Source organism: Bacillus sp. IT-79MI2 (assembly GCF_949768135.1).
Classification (GTDB): Bacteria; Bacillota; Bacilli; order Bacillales; family Bacillaceae_G; genus Bacillus_A; species Bacillus_A pseudomycoides.
The window spans coordinates 39,590-58,968 of record NZ_CATKPV010000060.1; the positions used below are offsets into that span (position 1 = coordinate 39,590).

A 19,379-nucleotide genomic window follows, 5' to 3' on the forward strand; every position below is an offset into this window, starting at 1 on the left:
GCCCAGTTGTAGACATGGAGGCATATAGTCACAGAAAAAAATTCCGCTTCGTATATTAACACCTAGGTAGGAAATTAAGCCAAGTTGGCACCTACTGTCTACGGTACACTATTTAAATTCACAACATAAATGATTATATTAAAACTTCTTTATGAAGTCAACTTCCAATTTTTACGCGATTGTAGAAACGTCTACACGTACGCCAGGTCCCATTGTAGAAGCAACAGTTGCATTCTTCATGTAAGTACCTTTTGCAGCAGCTGGTTTAGCTTTTAATAGCGTATCAGCAATTGTTTTGAAGTTTTCTACTAGTTTAGCATCTTCGAAAGATACTTTACCGATTGGAACATGGATGTTACCAGCTTTATCAACGCGGTATTCAACTTTACCAGCTTTGATTTCGTTAACAGCTTTTGTTACATCGAAAGTAACTGTTCCAGTTTTAGGGTTTGGCATTAAACCTTTAGGTCCTAATACGCGACCGAGTTTACCAACTTCACCCATCATGTCAGGAGTTGCTACTACTACATCGAAACCGAACCAACCTTGTTGGATTTTGCCGATGTAATCAGTATCGCCTACGAAGTCAGCGCCAGCAGCTTCAGCTTCTTTTGCTTTTTCGCCTTTAGCGAATACTAATACACGTTGTACTTTACCAGTACCGTGTGGAAGAACAACTGCACCACGAATTTGTTGGTCAGCTTTCTTAGGATCAACACCTAAACGGAATGCAGCTTCTACAGTTGCATCAAATTTAGCTGTGTTTGTTTTCTTTACTAATTCTACTGCTTCTGTTGCAGAGTAAGCAGTTGCACGATCAACAAGCTTCGCAGCTTCTACGTACTTTTTACCTCTTTTAGCCATGTTTATTTCCTCCTTGAATGTGGTTTTAGCGGAATAACCTCCCACGTTTACGCCTTCATTCCGGGAACCCCCGAGGATGTGCGCCCATCCATTTATTTAAAAACGATACTCATTTACGATAATAAAGGTTGCGAATTGGAATTCCAGACCCGCAACCTTTTTTACAAAAAAACAAATCGAATTAGTCTTCGATAACGATACCCATACTGCGCGCAGTACCTTCAACCATACGCATTGCAGCTTCTACACTAGCAGCGTTTAGGTCAGGCATTTTTGTTTCAGCGATTTCGCGTACTTTATCACGCTTAACAGTTGCCACTTTATTACGGTTTGGTTCACCAGAACCAGACTCGATACCAGCTACTTTCTTAAGAAGAACAGCAGCAGGAGGAGTTTTAGTAATGAAAGTGAATGAACGGTCTTCGAATACCGTAATTTCAACAGGAATGATAAGACCAGCTTGATCTGCTGTACGAGCGTTGAACTCTTTACAGAAGCCCATGATGTTAACACCCGCTTGTCCTAATGCTGGACCAACTGGTGGAGCTGGGTTAGCTTTACCTGCAGGAATTTGAAGTTTTACCATTTTAATTACCTTTTTAGCCACGAGACACACCTCCTTAAGTCCGTGATGTGGTCAATTGGGCAGTGATTTGCCCTCCCACTTTTATTTTATCTGTACGATAAAATCTTTTCAAAAAACGTCTCCGTTACCGAAGACGTACTGACTTAAAAGATATTATCACTTTTTACAATTCATTTCAAGTTTCATTTTATAATTTTTCAATTTGATGGAAATCCAGCTCGACCGGTGTTTCACGACCAAACATGTCTACAAGCACTCTTACTTTTTGTTTTTCCATATCAATCTCTTCGATTGCGCCTGTATAGTTCGCGAATGGCCCTTCATTTACACGCACTGTTTCATGAAGTTCAAAGTCAAAATCAACCACTTCATTGTCCATTCCCATATGCTTCATAATGGTAACAACTTCCTCTTCTAATAAAGGAGATGGTTTTGAACCTGACCCAGAAGATCCAACAAAACCTGTTACGCCTGGTGTATTACGAACAACATACCAAGAATCATCAGTCATAATTAGTTCAACTAATACATAACCTGGGAATACTTTTCTTTTTGTTAATTTTTCTTTTCCGTTTTTCATTTCTACTTCTACTTCTTCCGGAACAACAACACGGAAAATTTTATCTTGCATTCCCATTGATTCTACACGTTTCTCTAGGTTTGCTTTTACTTTATTTTCATATCCAGAATAAGTATGGACAACATACCAACTTTTTTCCATTCATTTAGGACGAGCGTCCTTCCCTCCCTGACGTACATTTTTTTGTGCAAATGAAAAAACCCGTTCATCGGGCTTTTACACAGTTCGTATAAATAACATTATATCATGGATAAGTGCTTCTTATTCAAGAACTAACCAAGAATTAACCGAATTAAAGAAGAAATACCCATGTCAACTACTGCAAAGAAAACTGCAAAAAACACAACTGTCGCAATAACAGTAGCTGTTGAACGGAGTAATTCATCTTTCTTAGGCCAACTTACTTTTTTCATTTCGCGACCTACATCGCCGAAAAAGTTCGTCAAACGCATTTACGGGACCTCCAGTGTATTGTTTCGATTATTTATTTTGTTTCCTTATGAACTGTATGCATATTGCATGTTTTACAAAACTTCTTTATCTCAAGTCGCTCTACTGAGCTCGTATCTTTCATTGTGGAGTAGTTTCGATTCTTACACTCTTCACATGAGAGTACAACTTTTTTCCTCATTTGTTACACCAACCTTGTAACGTTATGTCCCTAAAAATGTATCATACAATAAAAGACAATGTCAATGACATGCCGCTTACTACCTTACAAAAAGAAAACAGGAGAATCACTTTACCTCCTGCGACATATACTATGAGTTTAAAGTTGTATTTTCTCTCATTTCCATATATCGTTCAAGTTTTCTTTTCACACGCTGCAGGGCATTATCAATAGACTTTACATGTCTATTTAGCTGTTCTGAGATTTCTTGATAAGAGCGACCATCTAAATATAAAGAAAGGACTTTCCTTTCTAAATCGCTTAATAATTCAGATATCTTTAGTTCTATGTCGGTATATTCTTCCTGGCTAATAATCATCTCTTCAGGATCAGTTACCTTTGCTTCTGAAATAACATCTAATAGCGTACGATCAGATTCCTCATCGTAAATCGGTTTGTCTAAAGAAACATACGAATTTAAAGGAATATGTTTTTGTCTCGTTGCTGTCTTAATAGCAGTAATAATTTGACGAGTAATACATAATTCAGCAAATGCTTTAAAAGAAGAGAGCTTGTCCCCTTTATAATCACGAATAGCTTTAAACAATCCAATCATACCTTCTTGAACAATATCTTCCCGATCGGCACCTACTAAAAAATACGATCTTGATTTTGCGCGAACAAAGTTCTTGTACTTGTGAATTAAATATTCAAGAGCATCAATATTACCTTTTCGAACTAACTCAACTATTGCCTCATCCTCTAAATCACGAAACGTAACGTTGTTGGTACTTACGAAGCCTGTTTCCACTCTGATCCCTCCGACCGCTATTTATTTAGAAATATTATACAGTAAGCGCTTGAAGAGCGTCAATGGTTCAACGCTCTCCTCGCCTTAATTTTTCTAACTTTTCTGTAATATCCTTGCTAAATATCGTTCGCATAGCTGGTTGTTTATCTTTTACCTCTCGCGTTTGATGGCGCACTTGTTGTTCCATCGCCTGTACTTCTATCTCTAGTTCACGGGCTGATTTCCTAAGTGCTCCTTGCGCAAAAATAACCCACTGTTCTGTATAATCGGAAGTCGCAACATAAATTTGTGTATTAATGTTACGAAGCTCAATCGCGAGCTGTTCAATTTTTTCATCAGCAGTTTGATTTCTCCTTGTGAAAATAACTTCAACACGCGATTGCTGCATCTTCTTCTCAATACCTTGAACTGTATAAGCATCAAATACAATCATGACTCTTGTTCCTGTGTAGCCCTGATAATCCGCCATCTTATCAATTAGCGCGTCCCTTGATGACTGTAAGTCTACATCCCTCAATTTTTTCAAGTCTCTCCAAGCCCCAATAATGTTATAACCGTCAACGATTAAAATATCGTCCATTTTTACTCACCAATCTGGTGACGTTTGCGATATACCTCGTACATTAGCAGACTAGCAGCTACTGAAGCATTTAAGGATGTAACTTTACCAACCATCGGTAAATGAATAAGGAAATCACACTTTTCACCAATAATACGGCTCATACCTTTCCCTTCACTACCAATTACTAACCCAATCGGCATATTGCCATCTAAGTTGCGATAATCTGTTTTCCCTTTTGCATCTGTGCCCGCAATCCAAAGACCACGTTCTTTTAACTCATCAATTGTTCGTGATAAATTTGTCACACGAGCAACGGGAATGTATTCAATTGCCCCTGTTGAAGCCTTTGCAACCGATGCCGTTAACCCAACTGCTCGGCGCTTTGGAATAATAATCCCATGCGCTCCGGTTGCATCCGCTGTACGCATAATAGATCCTAGGTTATGTGGGTCTTCAATTTCATCAAGAATTAAGAAGAACGGATCTTCGTTACGCTTAGCAGCTACCTCAAATAAATCTTCTAATTCCGCATACTGATATGCCGCAACTTGCGCAATCACCCCTTGATGATTTCCTTCAACAAGCTGATCTAATTTTTTCTTTGGTGCATGCTGTAAAATAATTTTATTCTCTTTCGCTAACGCTAATACAATTTGCACTTGTCCCTTGGCAGCACCTTCTGCAATCCAAATCTTATTAATATCTCGCCCTGATCGTAACGCTTCAATTACAGGGTTACGGCCGATAATGTATTCACTACTCATGTTGATGCGCCTCCTTCTTTTACTTCTAATACATCAATTGCTTTATATACAAGCTCTTCTAATCGTTCACGATTGTTCAATAAATAATGATAGCCGAGCAATGCCTCGAAGGCCGTACTATAGCGATACGTTTGTACATCCGTATTTTTTGGAACAGTACCAGAATTCGCATTACGCCCTCTTCTTAGTACCGCTTCTTCTTCCTCTGTTAGAAATGCTGTCTCTAAAAAATGATAAACAACTTTCGCCTGCGCCTTTGCTGAAACAAAGCTTGTCCCTAAACGATGTAGTTGATTGGGACGAACTGTTCCTTTTTGAAGGAGGTGATAGCGGATATATTGTTCATATACCGCATCACCCATATAGGCTAACGCTAAGCTGTTCAATTGCTTTGCATCAATCATGTTTATCCTCTTTTCCATCTTGTACCTTGTGCTGTATCTTCTAAAATAATATTGCGCTCTTTTAAATCATCGCGAATTTGATCTGATAATGCGAAATCACGATTTTTACGAGCTTCAATACGTTTTTGAATTAACACTTCAATCTCTTCATCAAGTAATTCTTCTTTTGTTAATTCTAATCCTAAGATGCCAAATAATGTTTCAAACTGTTTTACATACGCCTCAAGCACAGCTTTTGATGTATGTTCTTCTAGTAAATATTGATTTACATGGTTTGCTAAGTTATATAATTCTGTTACTGCGTTTGCTGTATTAAAATCATCATCCATCGCTGCTTCAAATGCAACTTGGAATTTTTCCATTTCAGCTAACCACTTCTCGTTATGATCCGTTAAATCCGTACTACTTTCCATGCGATGTTTTAAATTACCGTATGCCGTTTTAATACGCTCTAACCCATTATTCGTATTCTGTAATAATTCTTCACTAAAGTTAATTGGATGACGATAGTGAACCGATAGCATAAAGAAACGAATTAATTGCGGATTATATTGCTTAATAATATCGTGAACTAAAATGAAGTTCCCTAATGATTTAGACATTTTTTCATTGTTAATATTAATATATCCATTATGCATCCAGTAACGTGCAAATGTTTTTCCAGTCAAAGCTTCTGATTGTGCAATCTCATTTTCATGATGCGGGAACGCTAAATCTTGACCACCAGCGTGAATATCGATTGTATCCCCCAAATATTTCCGTGCCATTGCAGAGCATTCAATATGCCATCCCGGACGACCTTTCCCCCAAGGGCTCTCCCAGAAGATCTCTCCTTCTTTCGCAGCTTTCCATAATACAAAGTCAAGTGGATCTTGTTTCTTTTCTCCAACTTCAATACGTGCACCATGACGCAAATCTGCAATTGGTTGATGAGACAATTTGCCGTAGCCTTCAAATTCTTTCGTTTTGTAATAAACATCTCCTTCTGATTCATATGCATATCCTTTTTTCACAAGTTCCTCAATAAACTCAATAATGATATCCATATTTTCTGTTACACGAGGGTGAACTGTAGCGTGCTTGCAACCTAATGCAGTTACATCTTCAAAATACGCTTCAACAAAGCGATCTGCAATTGTTGGAACGTCCTCTCCTAGCTCATTTGCTGCTTTAATTAATTTATCATCTACATCCGTAAAATTAGAAACATATTGTACATCATACCCTTTATATTCTAAGTAGCGACGCACTGTATCAAATACCATAGGTGGTCTTGCATTTCCAATATGAATATAGTTGTATACTGTCGGCCCGCATACATACATCTTCACTTTATTTTCTTCCAAAGGAACAAACTCCTCTTTCTGACGCGTTAACGTATTATAAATGTGAATAGTCATTTTCATCCTTCCTTTCCACTTTTACTTCAAGTTGCTTTTTTAATTTCTCAAGTTCAGCTTCCATCACTTTCAATTTATCGAAAATTGGATCCGGAAGATCCGAATGGTTTAATTCCTGACCTACCTTGACTCCATTCTGAATTACGACACGACCAGGTATACCTACAACTGTCGAATGCGCAGGAACTTCTTTCAACACAACGGACCCTGCACCAATTTTAGAATTCTCTCCAACCGTAATGGATCCGAGTACTTTCGCACCAGTTGCAATAAGTACATTATCTTGAATTGTTGGATGCCTTTTTCCTTTTTCTTTCCCTGTACCGCCTAATGTAACTCCTTGATAAATGGTTACATTGTCTCCAATTTCACATGTCTCCCCAATAACAACTCCCATACCATGGTCAATAAAAAAGCGGCGACCAATTGTGGCTCCTGGATGAATCTCGATACCAGTAAAAAAACGACTAACTTGTGAAATCCAACGCGCAATAAAGAAAAAATTTCGTTTATAAAAGGCGTGTGCAATTCGGTGTGCCCAAACTGCATGTAATCCAGAGTAAGTTAAAATGACTTCGAAATAACTTCGCGCCGCTGGATCTTGTTCAAAAACGACTTCAATATCTTCTCGAAGCCTCTTAAACATCGATGTCCCCTCCCCTTTATGGACTACTATTCCGAGTGAACTGATTCCCCCGCTATTGGTGGACAGTACTACCTCCACCTCATCATTCAGTGAAAGAAAAGAAGTTAGATTGGAGATGAATTACCCGTAAAGGCCCAATTGGTGAAGGCTAATAATTAGTGAGGAATGAAGCCCCCACTGATTAGAGGTTCACTTTATCGCTAACTTCCTTGTTTGTTACCTAGTTTTTATCCATCTGTACAAAAACTTATACCCATACCTATTTACATGGTATAAAAAAAGACGCCTCTGTCATATTGACAGAGGCGCCTTATAAGCGCGGTTCCACTCTGTTTAGGCTTAAATAAAGCCTCAAACTCATCCATGATAACGGTTTATACCGCTTCTGCTTACTTTGCGTCCTTATGACGTCCCGAAACTCTTCGTTGTTCAGCAGAAGACTCGAAGGGGCATTTCAAAAATCCACTTATAAACCACTTCCAGCCAAAAGGTGGTTCTCTCTGTAAAAAGCCTGATTTTCTACTTCTCCTTCTCGTCGCTTTCCCTTATTAGGTTTTTAAGTATTCTTATTATATTTCTAAATTCGTCAAATGTTAACCAATTACTTTACGAATACGATTTAAAACTTTTTCTTTTCCAAGAAGTGCAATTGCGTTTGGAAGTTCTGGGCCATGTGTTTGACCCGTAGTTGCAACACGAATTGGCATAAATAAATTTTTACCTTTATGACCTGTTTCTTTTTGAACAGCTTTAATTGCCTTCTTAATTGCTGCTGGTTCTAGTTCATCTAAAGCTTCTAATCCCGCTGCAAATGCACGAAGTACTTCAGGTACTTGTTCACCTTTTAATACTTCTTGTCCTTCTTCTTCATAGTCTACATGATCTTTGAAGAACATTTCAGAAAGCTCTACAATTTCAGCTCCAAAGCTCATTTGTTCATGGTATAAAGCAATTACATCACGAACCCAAACCTGTTCTTGTTCGCTTAAGTTTTCACTTACACGACCAGCTTTCACTAAATGCGGTAAACTTAATGCAACAACAGCATCTAGGTCTTGCTTTTTCATATATTGATTGTTCATCCATTTTAGTTTTTGAGAATCAAATAATGCAGGTGATTTTGATAAACGTGCCGCATCAAACATTTCAATAAACTCATCTTTAGAGAAGATTTCTTCCTCCCCTACTGGTGACCAACCAAGTAATGCGATAAAGTTAAAAATCGCTTCTGGAAGATATCCAAGCGCTTGATATTGTTCAATAAATTGAATAATAGATTCATCACGTTTACTTAATTTTTTACGGCTCTCATTTACGATTAATGTCATATGACCGAATTGTGGGATATCCCATCCAAATGCTTCATAAATCATCATTTGTTTCGGTGTGTTAGAGATATGGTCATCGCCACGAAGAACATGTGTGATTTCCATTAAATGATCATCTACCGCTACTGCAAAATTATAAGTTGGAATACCATCTTTTTTCACAATAACGAAATCACCAAAGTCATTTGAGTGGAAAGCAACTTCATCTTTTACGATATCCTTAAACGTGTAGTCGCGGTCAGCTAGTACACGGAAACGAATACTTGGAATGCGGCCTTCTGCTTCAAATTGCTTGATTTGTTCTTCTGTTAAATCACGGTGATTACCTGCATAACGAGGTGTTTCACCACGAGCAATTTGTCCTTCACGCTCTGCTTCTAATTCCTCTTCTGTCATGTAACATTTATAAGCTAAACCACGTTCTAGTAAATCTTCATATAACTTTTTATAAATATCTAAACGTTCTGTTTGACGATATGGTCCATATTCACCACCAACATCAACACCTTCATCCCAGTCCATACCGAGCCATTTCAAGTATTTTAATTGGCTTTCTTCCCCACCAGCAACATTGCGTTTTACATCAGTATCTTCAATACGAATAATAAACTTGCCATCTTGATGACGAGCAAATAAATAATTAAATAATGCCGTACGCGCATTTCCGATATGTAAGTGTCCTGTTGGACTCGGCGCATAGCGTACTCTCACTTGCTTTTCCATAATTGGTACACCTTCCATTCTTAATGTCAACACATTCTATAATTGTACACCAAAAAAATCTGATTATCCATCTTACGAATCAAAAACAACTATTTTTTCTGTAATAATACAACTGCTTGAGAAGCAATCCCTTCTTCTCTTCCTGTAAATCCTAATTTTTCAGTTGTTGTTGCCTTCACATTAATATTGCCTATAGAAGTTTCTAATAACTCACTAATACGCTTACGCATATTTTCAATATGTGGTGCCATTTTCGGCTTCTGCGCAATAATTGTACAATCTAAATTACCTAACTCATACCCTTGTTCACGCACAAACTCCCAAACTTTTTGCAATAACACCGCTGAATCTGCATCCTTAAAGGCAGGATCTGTATCTGGAAAATGTTTTCCGATGTCACCTGCAGCAATTGCTCCTAAACATGCATCAGCAATTGTATGTAAAAGTACATCTGCATCTGAGTGACCTAACAAACCTTTTTCATGCGGAATCGTAATTCCACCGATAATTAACGGTCTACCTTCTGCAAATTCGTGTACATCAAAACCTTGTCCAATTCGAAACATTTTACATCCTCCTCAAGCTAAACTACTGAACGTTATGATTCTATATTATATCTATGCACCTATAAAGAAAAGCCCGGCAGTAACCGGGCTTTTCTTTATATTCTTTCTACTACCCCTTCTGAACACGCAAGAAACTTTCAGCAATTAATAAATCTTCTGGCGTTGTCACTTTAATATTGTAATAACTACCCTCTACTACGCCCACTTCCTTACCAATACGTTCTACAAGACTTGCATCATCTGTACCAAGGAAACATCCCTGCTTTGCACTTTGATGCGCTTCTAGTAAAAGTGGAACAGAAAACCCTTGAGGTGTTTGTACGGCTCTCAACTGAGAACGTTCAACTGTTTCAACAACTGTATTTTGTTCTACCCGTTTTACCGTATCCTTTACAGGTACCGCACAAATCGAAGCACCTTTCTGCTTCGCTGCAATCAATACATCACGGGTCATTTTATTCGTTACAAACGGACGTGCTCCATCATGTACGAGAACATACTCAGTTTGCTTCACATATTGAAGTGCATTATATACACTATCTTGTCTTTCAGCCCCACCTTGGATAAACTGCACACTCTTTTGAATCGGATATCTCTGTATTAACTCTTCAAAATAGGAACGTTCTTCTTCATTAATTGCCATAATAATATTTTTACATGCTTCATCTTTTTCAAAAACACGTAATGTATGCACAATAATAGGCACTTCATTAATAAGCAAAAATAATTTATTTTTACCAGCACCCATTCGCTTTCCTTGGCCCGCGGCCGGAATAATTAATGTATACATGCTAATAACCCTCTACTTATAATGCTTTTTCTAGTAATTTTCGCTTTGCAAAAATCATGCGACCAGCAGATGTTTGTAGTACACTCGTAACGAGTACATCAAGTTGTGAACCAACATATTGTCGACCATCTTCTACTACAATCATCGTACCATCATCTAAATAAGCAACACCTTGATTTTGCTCTTTTCCATCTTTGACAACATAAACGCTTAGTTCTTCACCGGGAAGTACAACTGGCTTAATTGCATTTGCTAAATCATTAATGTTTAGAACTGTTACTCCTTGTAGTTCAGAAACTTTATTTAAGTTGAAATCATTTGTGACAACAGTACCACCAGTTACTTTCGCTAATTTCACAAGCTTGCTGTCTACTTCTTGAATATCTTCGAAATCGCCTTCATAAATCTCTACTGGAATTGGCATCTCTTTTTGAATACGGTTTAAAATATCTAATCCTCTACGTCCTCGATTACGCTTTAATGCATCCGAAGAATCCGCAATATGTTGCAACTCCTCTAATACAAACTGAGGAATGACAATCGTTCCTTCTAGGAATTTCGTTTGACAAATATCAGCAATACGTCCATCAATAATTACACTAGTATCAAGAATTTTCCAATGCGAAGAAGATTCCTCTACTCCTGTTTCCGTTTCAGCCTCTTCATTATCACTATTGTTATTTTTCTTCTTGCCACCGCGTTGTGGTAGTGTAAATAATCCTAACAATTCATTTCTCTTTTTAAATCCTACCTGGAATCCTAAGTAACCAAGTAGAAGTGTAAAGAAGATTTGCAATACAGTACTAATGACTGGAATTGTAAATTCACGAATTGGTATCAAAATTAAATACGCAACAATAAGACCTGAGATTAATCCTAGCGTGCCAAATAAAACATCTGTTACAGGCGCCTTTACAAGAGCTTCCTCAATATGTTTAATAAGCTGAACAATATAATCTACAAGCCAAAATGTTGTTAAAAATAAAATAATTGCACCAATAATTGCACGAACATATGAGCCCTCCAGTAACGGGATTGCACCCATGTCCAATACATTAATAAATTTCGGGATTAAATAAATCCCTAACGCTCCTCCGATTACTAAAACAAAGAGCTGTACGATCCGTTTTAACATCCAACCACCTCCTACTCATTATTAACCATTGTTTTGCTAATCAAAACGCCGAATGCAAAAGCGGACGTGTCTTTTTATAAATTGGTTTATTTACCAATATATCATATCATATACCAAAAATGTGATAGTGTCGTTATATTATGAAATCAATGTAATATTCTTAATTGTGTCTACTCATATATAAATGCTCTTGGATTCGTTTTAAACCTTCTCGTATTTTTTTCGCCCGAACTTCTCCAATTCCTTCTACATCATCTAACTCATTAATACTTGCACGACAGACACCTTGCAATGTTTTAAATCGATTGATTAAATTTTCAATAATAAGAGGTGGTACCCGAGAAATTTTACTTGTAATCCTATATCCTCTCGGTGTAACACTTTCCTCTAAACTCATTTGCCCTGGGTAACCAAGCAATTTCACTAAATCACTATCTTCTAAAAGCTGTGCATTTGCAAGTTCCTGTAATTTTTTTAAAATTTGATAGTGATCCTGCGTCTTTTCTTGATAGTAGTCTTTAATTAATAATGCTGCCTCTGCTTCCAAATCAGCCAACAGCTCAGTAAGCTGTAAACGAATAAGTCTACCTTCTGTTCCTAATTCATGAATATAACTTAGGATTTCATTCTTAATACGGAGTACCATCTCGACACTATGTAGGACGTGGACCACTTCAGACATCGTAACAACTTCCTCAAATTCTAGAATACCCAAGTTCGTAATACCATCATTCCATACTGCTTTATATTTTTCTAAAGTTTGAATAGCCTGATTTGCCTTTGTTAAAATAACGCCTATGTCTTTTAGTGTATAACGTAAACTTCCCTGATATAGCGTAATTACGTTACGTCTTTGTGAAATAGCAACAACAAGACTTCCTGTTTGCTTCGCTACACGTTCTGCTGTGCGATGACGCATTCCTGTTTCAATGGAATCAATAGATGCCTCGGGAACTAACTGTGCATTTGCAATTAAAATTTTACTTCCCGTCTCATTTAAAATAAGAGCCCCATCCATTTTTGCTAATTCGTATAAACTAGCGGGAGAGAATGCACAATTAATGTGAAATCCTCCATCAACAATGCTTTTAATTTGATCATTATACCCAAGGACAATTAAGCCACCTGTTTGCGCACGAAGTACATTATCTATGCCTTCTCGCAAAGGTGTCCCTGGTGCAACAAGCTGCAAAATATTAATCATACTTTTGACACGTTGCTTGTTTTCTTCCATAGCCTAGCCTCCTAATGTCAAACGAAGCGCCTCTCCTAAATTAGAAACACCAACTACTTCAATCCCATCAGGAATTGTCCAACCCCCTAAATTTTTTTGCGGGATGATGGCACGCTGAAATCCTAATTTAGCCGCTTCTTGTACCCGTTGTTCAATTCTCGATACCCTTCTTACTTCTCCAGTTAACCCAACTTCTCCTATTACCGCATCGGTTGGGGCAGTTGACTTATCTCGAAAACTCGATGCAATACTTAAAGCCACCGCCAAATCAATTGCTGGTTCATCCAATCTCAATCCTCCAGCAACCTTTAAATACGCATCTTGGTTTTGCAATAATAAACCTGCTCTTTTTTCTAGCACTGCCATAATAAGCGATACACGATTATGATCAATCCCTGTAGCCATTCTTCGTGGATTTCCAAAACTAGTAGGAGAAATTAATGCTTGTATTTCTACTAAAACAGGCCTTGTCCCTTCCATAGAAGCAACAACTGTAGAGCCAGCAACTCCAACAGGCCTTTCTTCTAGAAAAATTTCAGAAGGATTTAATACTTCCGCAAGACCGAGTTCCTTCATTTCAAAAATACCCATCTCATTTGTAGAACCAAAGCGATTTTTAACCGCTCGCAAAATACGATATGTATGATGACGGTCTCCTTCAAAATAAAGAACCGCATCCACCATATGTTCTAACATACGCGGTCCTGCAATTGCCCCTTCTTTCGTTACATGTCCTACGATAAAAATTGGAATTCCTTTCGTTTTTGCAAGTTTCATCAGTTCCGCTGTACATTCACGTACTTGTGAAACACTACCTGGTGCTGAAGTTACTTCTGGCAAATAAATAGTTTGAATGGAATCAATGACAACAAAGGAAGGGTTCATTTCATCAATATGTGCCGCAATTCGCTGTAAATCTGTTTCCGAAACAACAAATAAGTTGCTTCCATTTACATGTAGACGATCTGCACGAAGTTTAATTTGTTTTGCTGATTCTTCACCAGATATATACAATACATCATACGAAGAATCTGCTAATTGCGATGATATTTGTAGTAGTAAGGTTGATTTTCCAATTCCAGGATCTCCTCCAATAAGTACGAGGGAACCGTCAACAATTCCTCCACCGAGTACACGATTAAATTCTTGAAATTTTGTTTCAATCCGTGCCTCTGACTTTGTTTCTACTTCTGTAAGACGCCTTGGCTTTGTTACTTCCGTTTGAATCGCATTTGCATAGTTGATGCGACGCGATGATACAACTTGTTCCATCTCTTCAACAAGCGTATTCCATTGCCCACATCCAGGGCACTTACCCATATATTTTGGTGACTGATAACCACATTCTTGACATATAAATCTCGTTTTCTTTTTAGCCATCTTGTTTTTACTTCACTTCACTTTCATCTATAAACATACATCCTTCTCGTACAAGAAAGAGGGCTATTATTTAGCCCTCCTTGTTTGTCTATACTTATTTTACCTTTTCTACACTGCGAATGACAAATGATTCCCCTTCGGCGTCAAAGACAACTTTTTGACCTTTCTCAATTTCTCCTTTTAGAAGTTCTTCTGATAATCGATCTTCCACATGTTTTTGGATTGCTCGACGAAGTGGACGAGCACCATACTCACGATCGAATCCTTTATCAGCAATCGCTTCAATTGCTGCACTTGTTAACTCTAATTCAATCTCTTGTTCTTTTAACCGATTTACTAATTGATTAACCATAAGCGTTACAATTTCTTGAATATGTTTTTTCTCAAGCATATGGAAAACAATGATTTCATCAATACGGTTTAAGAACTCTGGACGAAATGCTTTTTTCAATTCATCCATTACTTTACCCTTCATATCTGAATAATCACGGCTCTCATCTTGTACGTTAAAACCGAGATGTTTATTACGTTTTAATGCTTCGGCACCAACGTTAGATGTCATAATAACAATTGTATTTCGGAAATCAACTGTACGCCCTTTAGAGTCTGTTAAACGCCCATCTTCTAGCACTTGCAGTAAAATGTTAAATACATCTGGATGTGCCTTCTCTACTTCATCTAGCAGCACGACAGAATATGGTTTGCGACGAACTTTTTCTGTTAATTGGCCGCCTTCTTCATATCCCACATATCCTGGCGGAGACCCCACTAAGCGAGAAGTAGAATGTTTCTCCATATACTCAGACATATCAATACGAATCATTGCATCTTCATCACCAAACATAGATTCTGCTAATGCACGCGCAAGCTCCGTTTTACCTACACCAGTCGGTCCTAAGAAAATAAATGAACCAATTGGGCGTTTCGGATCTTTTAAACCCGCTCTTGCGCGGCGCACTGCTTTCGCTACTGCGACAACAGCTTCATCTTGGCCAATTAAACGGTCATGTAAAATGGATTCTAGATTCAATAATTTATTTGTTTCTGTTTGTGCAAGTTTAGAAACCGGAATACGCGTCCACGTAGAAACAACATTTGCAATGTCTTCTACTGTTACTTCTGAATTTTCTTTTCCTTGCTGCTCTTTCCACTGACGTTTTGTATCCTCTAATTTTTCACGTAAACGTTGTTCCATATCTCGTAAAGAAGCTGCCTTTTCAAATTCTTGGCTCTGTACGGCTGCATCCTTTTCTTTTCGAATTTCTTCAAGTTTCACTTCAAGTTCTTTTAAATTTGGTGGTGTTGTATAAGAACGTAAGCGTACTTTTGAAGCTGCTTCATCGATTAAGTCAATTGCTTTATCAGGTAAGAAACGATCTGTAATATAACGATCCGAAAGTTTTACAGCTGCTTCAATTGCATCATCTGTAATGGAAACGCGGTGATGTGCCTCGTAACGATCGCGTAACCCTCTTAAAATTTGAACCGATTCTTCTAAGCTTGGCTCGTCAACATGAATTGGTTGGAAACGTCTTTCTAGTGCTGCATCTTTTTCAATGTATTTACGATACTCATCTAATGTTGTCGCCCCAATACATTGCAATTCACCACGTGCTAATGATGGTTTCAAAATATTGGATGCGTCAATTGCACCTTCTGCACCACCTGCACCAATTAATGTATGAAGTTCATCAATAAATAGAATGATATTACCAGCTTGGCGAATTTCATCCATCACTTTCTTTAAACGATCCTCAAACTCACCACGGTATTTCGTGCCAGCAACAACTGTACCCATATCTAACGTCATAACACGCTTATCGCGTAATGTTTCTGGAACTTCATTATTTACAATTTGCTGTGCTAGACCTTCAGCAATTGCTGTTTTACCTACCCCAGGTTCTCCAATTAATACCGGGTTATTCTTAGTTCTACGGCTCAATACTTCAATAACACGTTGAATCTCTTTACTACGGCCAATAACAGGATCTAAGCGTCCTTCACGTGCAACAACTGTCAAATCTCGCGCTAAACTATCAAGCGTTGGTGTATTTGCATTTGCTGATGCACCACCTTGATGGCCTGATGTAGCTTCATTGCTTCCAAGGAGCTGCAATACTTGTTGTCTTGCTTTGTTTAAACTTACGCCTAAGTTATTTAAAACACGCGCTGCAACACCTTCACCTTCACGGATCAACCCTAGTAAAATATGTTCCGTTCCAACATAAGAATGACCAAGCTTACGTGCCTCATCCATTGATAACTCAATTACTTTTTTGGCACGCGGTGTATAATGAACAGTTTGAGACATCTCTGTTCCACGACCAATTAATGCCTCTACCTCTTTTTGTACCTTCTCTGGACTTAGCCCAAGAGCAATTAACGCTTTAGCTGCAATTCCTTCCCCTTCACGTACAAGCCCAAGTAAAATATGTTCTGTACCAATATTATTATGCCCAATGCGAATTGCTTCTTCTTGAGATAAAGCTAATACTTTCTGTGCTCTTTCTGTAAATCTTCCAAACATCATAGAAATCGCCTCCTACTTGCGCTCAATTTTGTTCAATTCGTAGTCTTTCACGGATTAATGTCGCCCTTCGATAATCCCTTTCTTCTGGGCTTAAAGGACCTCCCGCGTATTGCTGTAAAATTCCCGGCTGAGTTAGTACCATTAACTCTGTTAAAATATTTCTTGATATATTTTTTATATAATCAAGATCAATACCTAACCGCATATCTGACAGACAAGTAGCAGCTTCTGCCGATTGAATTAATCGACTATTAGCCAGTACACCGTAAGAACGATATACTCGGTCTTCAAGTTCAATACTTGAATTTTTCATAATTAGTTCTCGAGCTACTCTCTCTTGTTGTATAAGCTGATGAACAACACTCTCTAAATCTGCTATAATATCTTCTTCTGATTTTCCTAATGTCATTTGATTAGAAACTTGAAATATATTACCTAAGGCTTCGCTACCTTCACCGTATATTCCTCTTACGACTAAACCTAATTGTTGAATTGCTTGTATAATACGATTTATCCGTTTCGTCAAAACAAGTGCTGGTAAATGCATCATCACAGAAGCCCGTAACCCCGTACCAACATTTGTGGGGCAACTGGTAATATAGCCAAGCGATTCATCAAAAGCATATTCAACTGCTTTTTCAATCCATGTATCCATTTTGTTTGCGCTTTGCAGTGCTTCTGATAATTGCAGCCCTGAGAACAAACATTGAATTCGCACATGATCTTCTTCATTAAGCATCACACTTATATGTTCACTTTCTGATAGTAGACAAGCACCAAATTCCGTTCCAGCAAGATTAGGACTAATTAAATGTTTTTCTACTAAAACCCTTCGCTGAAGCGGTTTTAGTTCATTCATTTTTAATAGTTCAAAATTCCCGAGGGATTTCACTTTCTGATTTACAAACTTCTTTTGAAATAAATTAGTAATCTGCTTAGCTTCTTCATCAGTTTGCATAATAGGGAAATGATAATCTTTTAAATTACGAGCCAAACGAATACGACTACTTAAAACAATATCAGAATCGGGGCCATCTCCCCTCATCCACGGACTAATTGCTTCGTTCATAATACGATCCAGTGACATAGAACTATTCCCCCTCTCTATGCTCACTAAGCTGATTTTCAATACTTCGGATTTGATCACGCGTTTGAGCTGCTTTTTCAAATTCTTCTTTCTGTACACATTGCTTTAATTTTAATTTTAGTTCATCTAATTCTTTCTTTAGATGAATATTTCCTCCCATACGCTCGGGAATTTTTCCACAATGATGTGTATGACCACCATGAAGCCGCTTCAACATTGGCTTTAGTTGTTGTTCCTTAAATGTCTCATAACAAGAAGCACATCCAAAGCGACCTACTTTTGCAAATTGTTTATATGTCATATTACAAGTTGGACATCGTAATACTCTTTCATCTGAAAAACTATCCTCTTGGTTTTCAAACATTGATGGTTCTCCATGTAGCAATCCAGCTAGTAAGTCATGGAAGGAAAAACTAGATTGTGGTGATTGAAAGAAAGACGTATAGCCATTTTGCTCTGCACATTGCTCACAAAGATGAACTTCCGTCTTTTGTCCGTTTATTACTTTTGTATAATGTAATGCTGCTGGTCTTATATTACAATTTTGACAAATCATCTTATATCCCCACCTTTACAATAGGAACGATCTACCTCATGATACTTTTTATACACCACTAGATTATTTTGTTCACTTAATCTTGTCTGTAAAAAGTTCCACTATAAAATGAATTACCGCTAAAAACATTTCTTAACAAAAGCTGTATTTATTTATATTTCAGTGTCCTTAACATTGCGCATAATATTCGAGCCCTAAGTTCATCTCTAGAAGGTAAATCCATTAATAATACAGATCGATCTAATACGCTCAGCATAAGTTTTGCTTCCCGATTGGTCACAATATCTTCTTCCACTAATCGTATAATGATACTTTCCGCATTCCCTTGCGCAATACTATGCTCGATCATATGAAGCATTTGATCAATAATGTCTATATCATCATGCAATTTGACCTTGATAATGCGAATGTAACCTCCCCCGCCTCGTTTACTTTCAACTACAAATCCTCTTTCCAACGTAAAGCGAGTATTGATTACATAATTAATTTGAGACGGAACACAATCAAATCGATCCGCAATCTCATTTCTCTTAATCTCAATCACATTATTATTGCTTAAGTCAATAACTTGCTTTAGATATTGCTCAATGATATCAGATATATTTCTCATTTATCCGCCACCTTTATTGACTTTGACTATCTTTGACTTTAATTATATACGTATTAAAGAAATTTGCAACTCTTTTGCTTCCTCACTATCCTAGCCAAAATTTCTTTTCTTTAATCACTACGTTTATATTTTATACAACAGAATTAACTTCTCATTTTTATTTGTACATATTAATACCAAATAAAAAAATATACAAAAAAGCACGAGTCAATT

General features: G+C 37.5%; 21 protein-coding genes and 2 other annotated features (1 of these 23 cut by a window edge). All 21 genes read right to left on the reverse strand.

The genetic code is table 11. The annotated features are described in order from the left end of the window. Positions 1-122: a sequence feature (ribosomal protein L10 leader region), on the reverse strand; it reaches 22 nt to the left of the window's first position. Between the two features lie 49 nt (positions 123-171). Further along, complete coding sequence (gene rplA, locus ACM6HU_RS13260) at positions 172-864, reverse strand: 50S ribosomal protein L1 (RefSeq protein WP_016116944.1); 693 nt, start codon at positions 862-864, stop codon at positions 172-174. A gap of 181 nt (positions 865-1,045) precedes the next feature. Next, entirely contained in the window at positions 1,046-1,471 is a 426-nt protein-coding gene (gene rplK, locus ACM6HU_RS13265; protein WP_001085872.1) for a 50S ribosomal protein L11, read from the reverse strand. 166 nt (positions 1,472-1,637) lie between these two features. Next, positions 1,638-2,171, reverse strand: a complete 534-nt coding sequence (nusG, locus tag ACM6HU_RS13270) for a transcription termination/antitermination protein NusG (protein ID WP_000415795.1) — start codon at positions 2,169-2,171, stop codon at positions 1,638-1,640. 131 nt (positions 2,172-2,302) lie between these two features. Continuing rightward, positions 2,303-2,482 carry a preprotein translocase subunit SecE gene (gene secE / locus ACM6HU_RS13275; protein ID WP_003194325.1) on the reverse strand — a complete coding sequence of 60 codons (180 nt, stop codon included), beginning with the start codon at positions 2,480-2,482 and terminating at the stop codon, positions 2,303-2,305. 32 nt (positions 2,483-2,514) lie between these two features. Continuing rightward, entirely contained in the window at positions 2,515-2,661 is a 147-nt protein-coding gene (gene rpmG / locus ACM6HU_RS13280) for a 50S ribosomal protein L33 (protein WP_002055487.1), read from the reverse strand. A 130-nt stretch (positions 2,662-2,791) separates the two neighbouring features. Next, a complete protein-coding gene (locus ACM6HU_RS13285; RefSeq protein ID WP_016116943.1) occupies positions 2,792-3,451 on the reverse strand; it encodes an RNA polymerase sporulation sigma factor SigH in 660 nt (219 codons plus the stop codon). Between the two features lie 67 nt (positions 3,452-3,518). Beyond that, the gene (locus ACM6HU_RS13290; protein WP_016116942.1) at positions 3,519-4,031 is read right to left on the reverse strand and encodes an NYN domain-containing protein; all 513 of its coding nucleotides are present in this window, start codon (positions 4,029-4,031) and stop codon (positions 3,519-3,521) included. Positions 4,032-4,033: 2 nt separating this feature from the next. Continuing rightward, positions 4,034-4,777 (reverse strand): 23S rRNA (guanosine(2251)-2'-O)-methyltransferase RlmB, encoded by a 744-nt coding sequence (gene rlmB / locus ACM6HU_RS13295; RefSeq protein WP_003194319.1) that lies wholly within the window; start codon positions 4,775-4,777, stop codon positions 4,034-4,036. Beyond that, positions 4,774-5,181: a Mini-ribonuclease 3 gene (locus tag ACM6HU_RS13300; protein WP_016116941.1), complete on the reverse strand. Its 408-nt coding sequence runs from the start codon at positions 5,179-5,181 to the stop codon at positions 4,774-4,776. The genes rlmB and ACM6HU_RS13300 overlap by 4 nt, the downstream gene beginning before the upstream one ends. Before the next feature lie 2 nt (positions 5,182-5,183). Then, entirely contained in the window at positions 5,184-6,581 is a 1,398-nt protein-coding gene (gene cysS / locus ACM6HU_RS13305) for a cysteine--tRNA ligase (protein ID WP_016116940.1), read from the reverse strand. After that, positions 6,562-7,227: a serine O-acetyltransferase gene (gene cysE / locus ACM6HU_RS13310; protein ID WP_003194315.1), complete on the reverse strand. Its 666-nt coding sequence runs from the start codon at positions 7,225-7,227 to the stop codon at positions 6,562-6,564. The genes cysS and cysE overlap by 20 nt, the downstream gene beginning before the upstream one ends. Before the next feature lie 298 nt (positions 7,228-7,525). Next, positions 7,526-7,772: a binding site (T-box leader), on the reverse strand. Positions 7,773-7,820: 48 nt separating this feature from the next. Continuing rightward, entirely contained in the window at positions 7,821-9,278 is a 1,458-nt protein-coding gene (gene gltX / locus ACM6HU_RS13315; protein WP_016116938.1) for a glutamate--tRNA ligase, read from the reverse strand. A gap of 89 nt (positions 9,279-9,367) precedes the next feature. Further along, a complete protein-coding gene (gene ispF / locus ACM6HU_RS13320; protein ID WP_003205484.1) occupies positions 9,368-9,844 on the reverse strand; it encodes a 2-C-methyl-D-erythritol 2,4-cyclodiphosphate synthase in 477 nt (158 codons plus the stop codon). A gap of 109 nt (positions 9,845-9,953) precedes the next feature. Then, entirely contained in the window at positions 9,954-10,634 is a 681-nt protein-coding gene (gene ispD, locus ACM6HU_RS13325; protein ID WP_275857535.1) for a 2-C-methyl-D-erythritol 4-phosphate cytidylyltransferase, read from the reverse strand. 16 nt (positions 10,635-10,650) lie between these two features. Then, the gene (locus tag ACM6HU_RS13330; RefSeq protein WP_016116936.1) at positions 10,651-11,769 is read right to left on the reverse strand and encodes a PIN/TRAM domain-containing protein; all 1,119 of its coding nucleotides are present in this window, start codon (positions 11,767-11,769) and stop codon (positions 10,651-10,653) included. Between the two features lie 160 nt (positions 11,770-11,929). Continuing rightward, positions 11,930-13,003, reverse strand: coding sequence for a DNA integrity scanning diadenylate cyclase DisA (gene disA / locus ACM6HU_RS13335; protein WP_016116935.1), 1,074 nt, complete (start codon positions 13,001-13,003; stop codon positions 11,930-11,932). Between the two features lie 3 nt (positions 13,004-13,006). Further along, positions 13,007-14,383: a DNA repair protein RadA gene (gene radA, locus ACM6HU_RS13340; RefSeq protein WP_016116934.1), complete on the reverse strand. Its 1,377-nt coding sequence runs from the start codon at positions 14,381-14,383 to the stop codon at positions 13,007-13,009. A gap of 94 nt (positions 14,384-14,477) precedes the next feature. Continuing rightward, entirely contained in the window at positions 14,478-16,913 is a 2,436-nt protein-coding gene (clpC, locus tag ACM6HU_RS13345; RefSeq protein WP_016116933.1) for an ATP-dependent protease ATP-binding subunit ClpC, read from the reverse strand. Between the two features lie 22 nt (positions 16,914-16,935). After that, positions 16,936-18,000 carry a protein arginine kinase gene (locus ACM6HU_RS13350; RefSeq protein ID WP_016116932.1) on the reverse strand — a complete coding sequence of 355 codons (1,065 nt, stop codon included), beginning with the start codon at positions 17,998-18,000 and terminating at the stop codon, positions 16,936-16,938. A gap of 4 nt (positions 18,001-18,004) precedes the next feature. Continuing rightward, on the reverse strand, positions 18,005-18,556 hold the full coding sequence (locus ACM6HU_RS13355; RefSeq protein ID WP_016116931.1) for a UvrB/UvrC motif-containing protein: 552 nt from the start codon (positions 18,554-18,556) through the stop codon (positions 18,005-18,007). A 148-nt stretch (positions 18,557-18,704) separates the two neighbouring features. Further along, positions 18,705-19,166 (reverse strand): transcriptional regulator CtsR, encoded by a 462-nt coding sequence (gene ctsR / locus ACM6HU_RS13360; protein WP_016116930.1) that lies wholly within the window; start codon positions 19,164-19,166, stop codon positions 18,705-18,707. Positions 19,167-19,379: the final 213 nt, after the last annotated feature.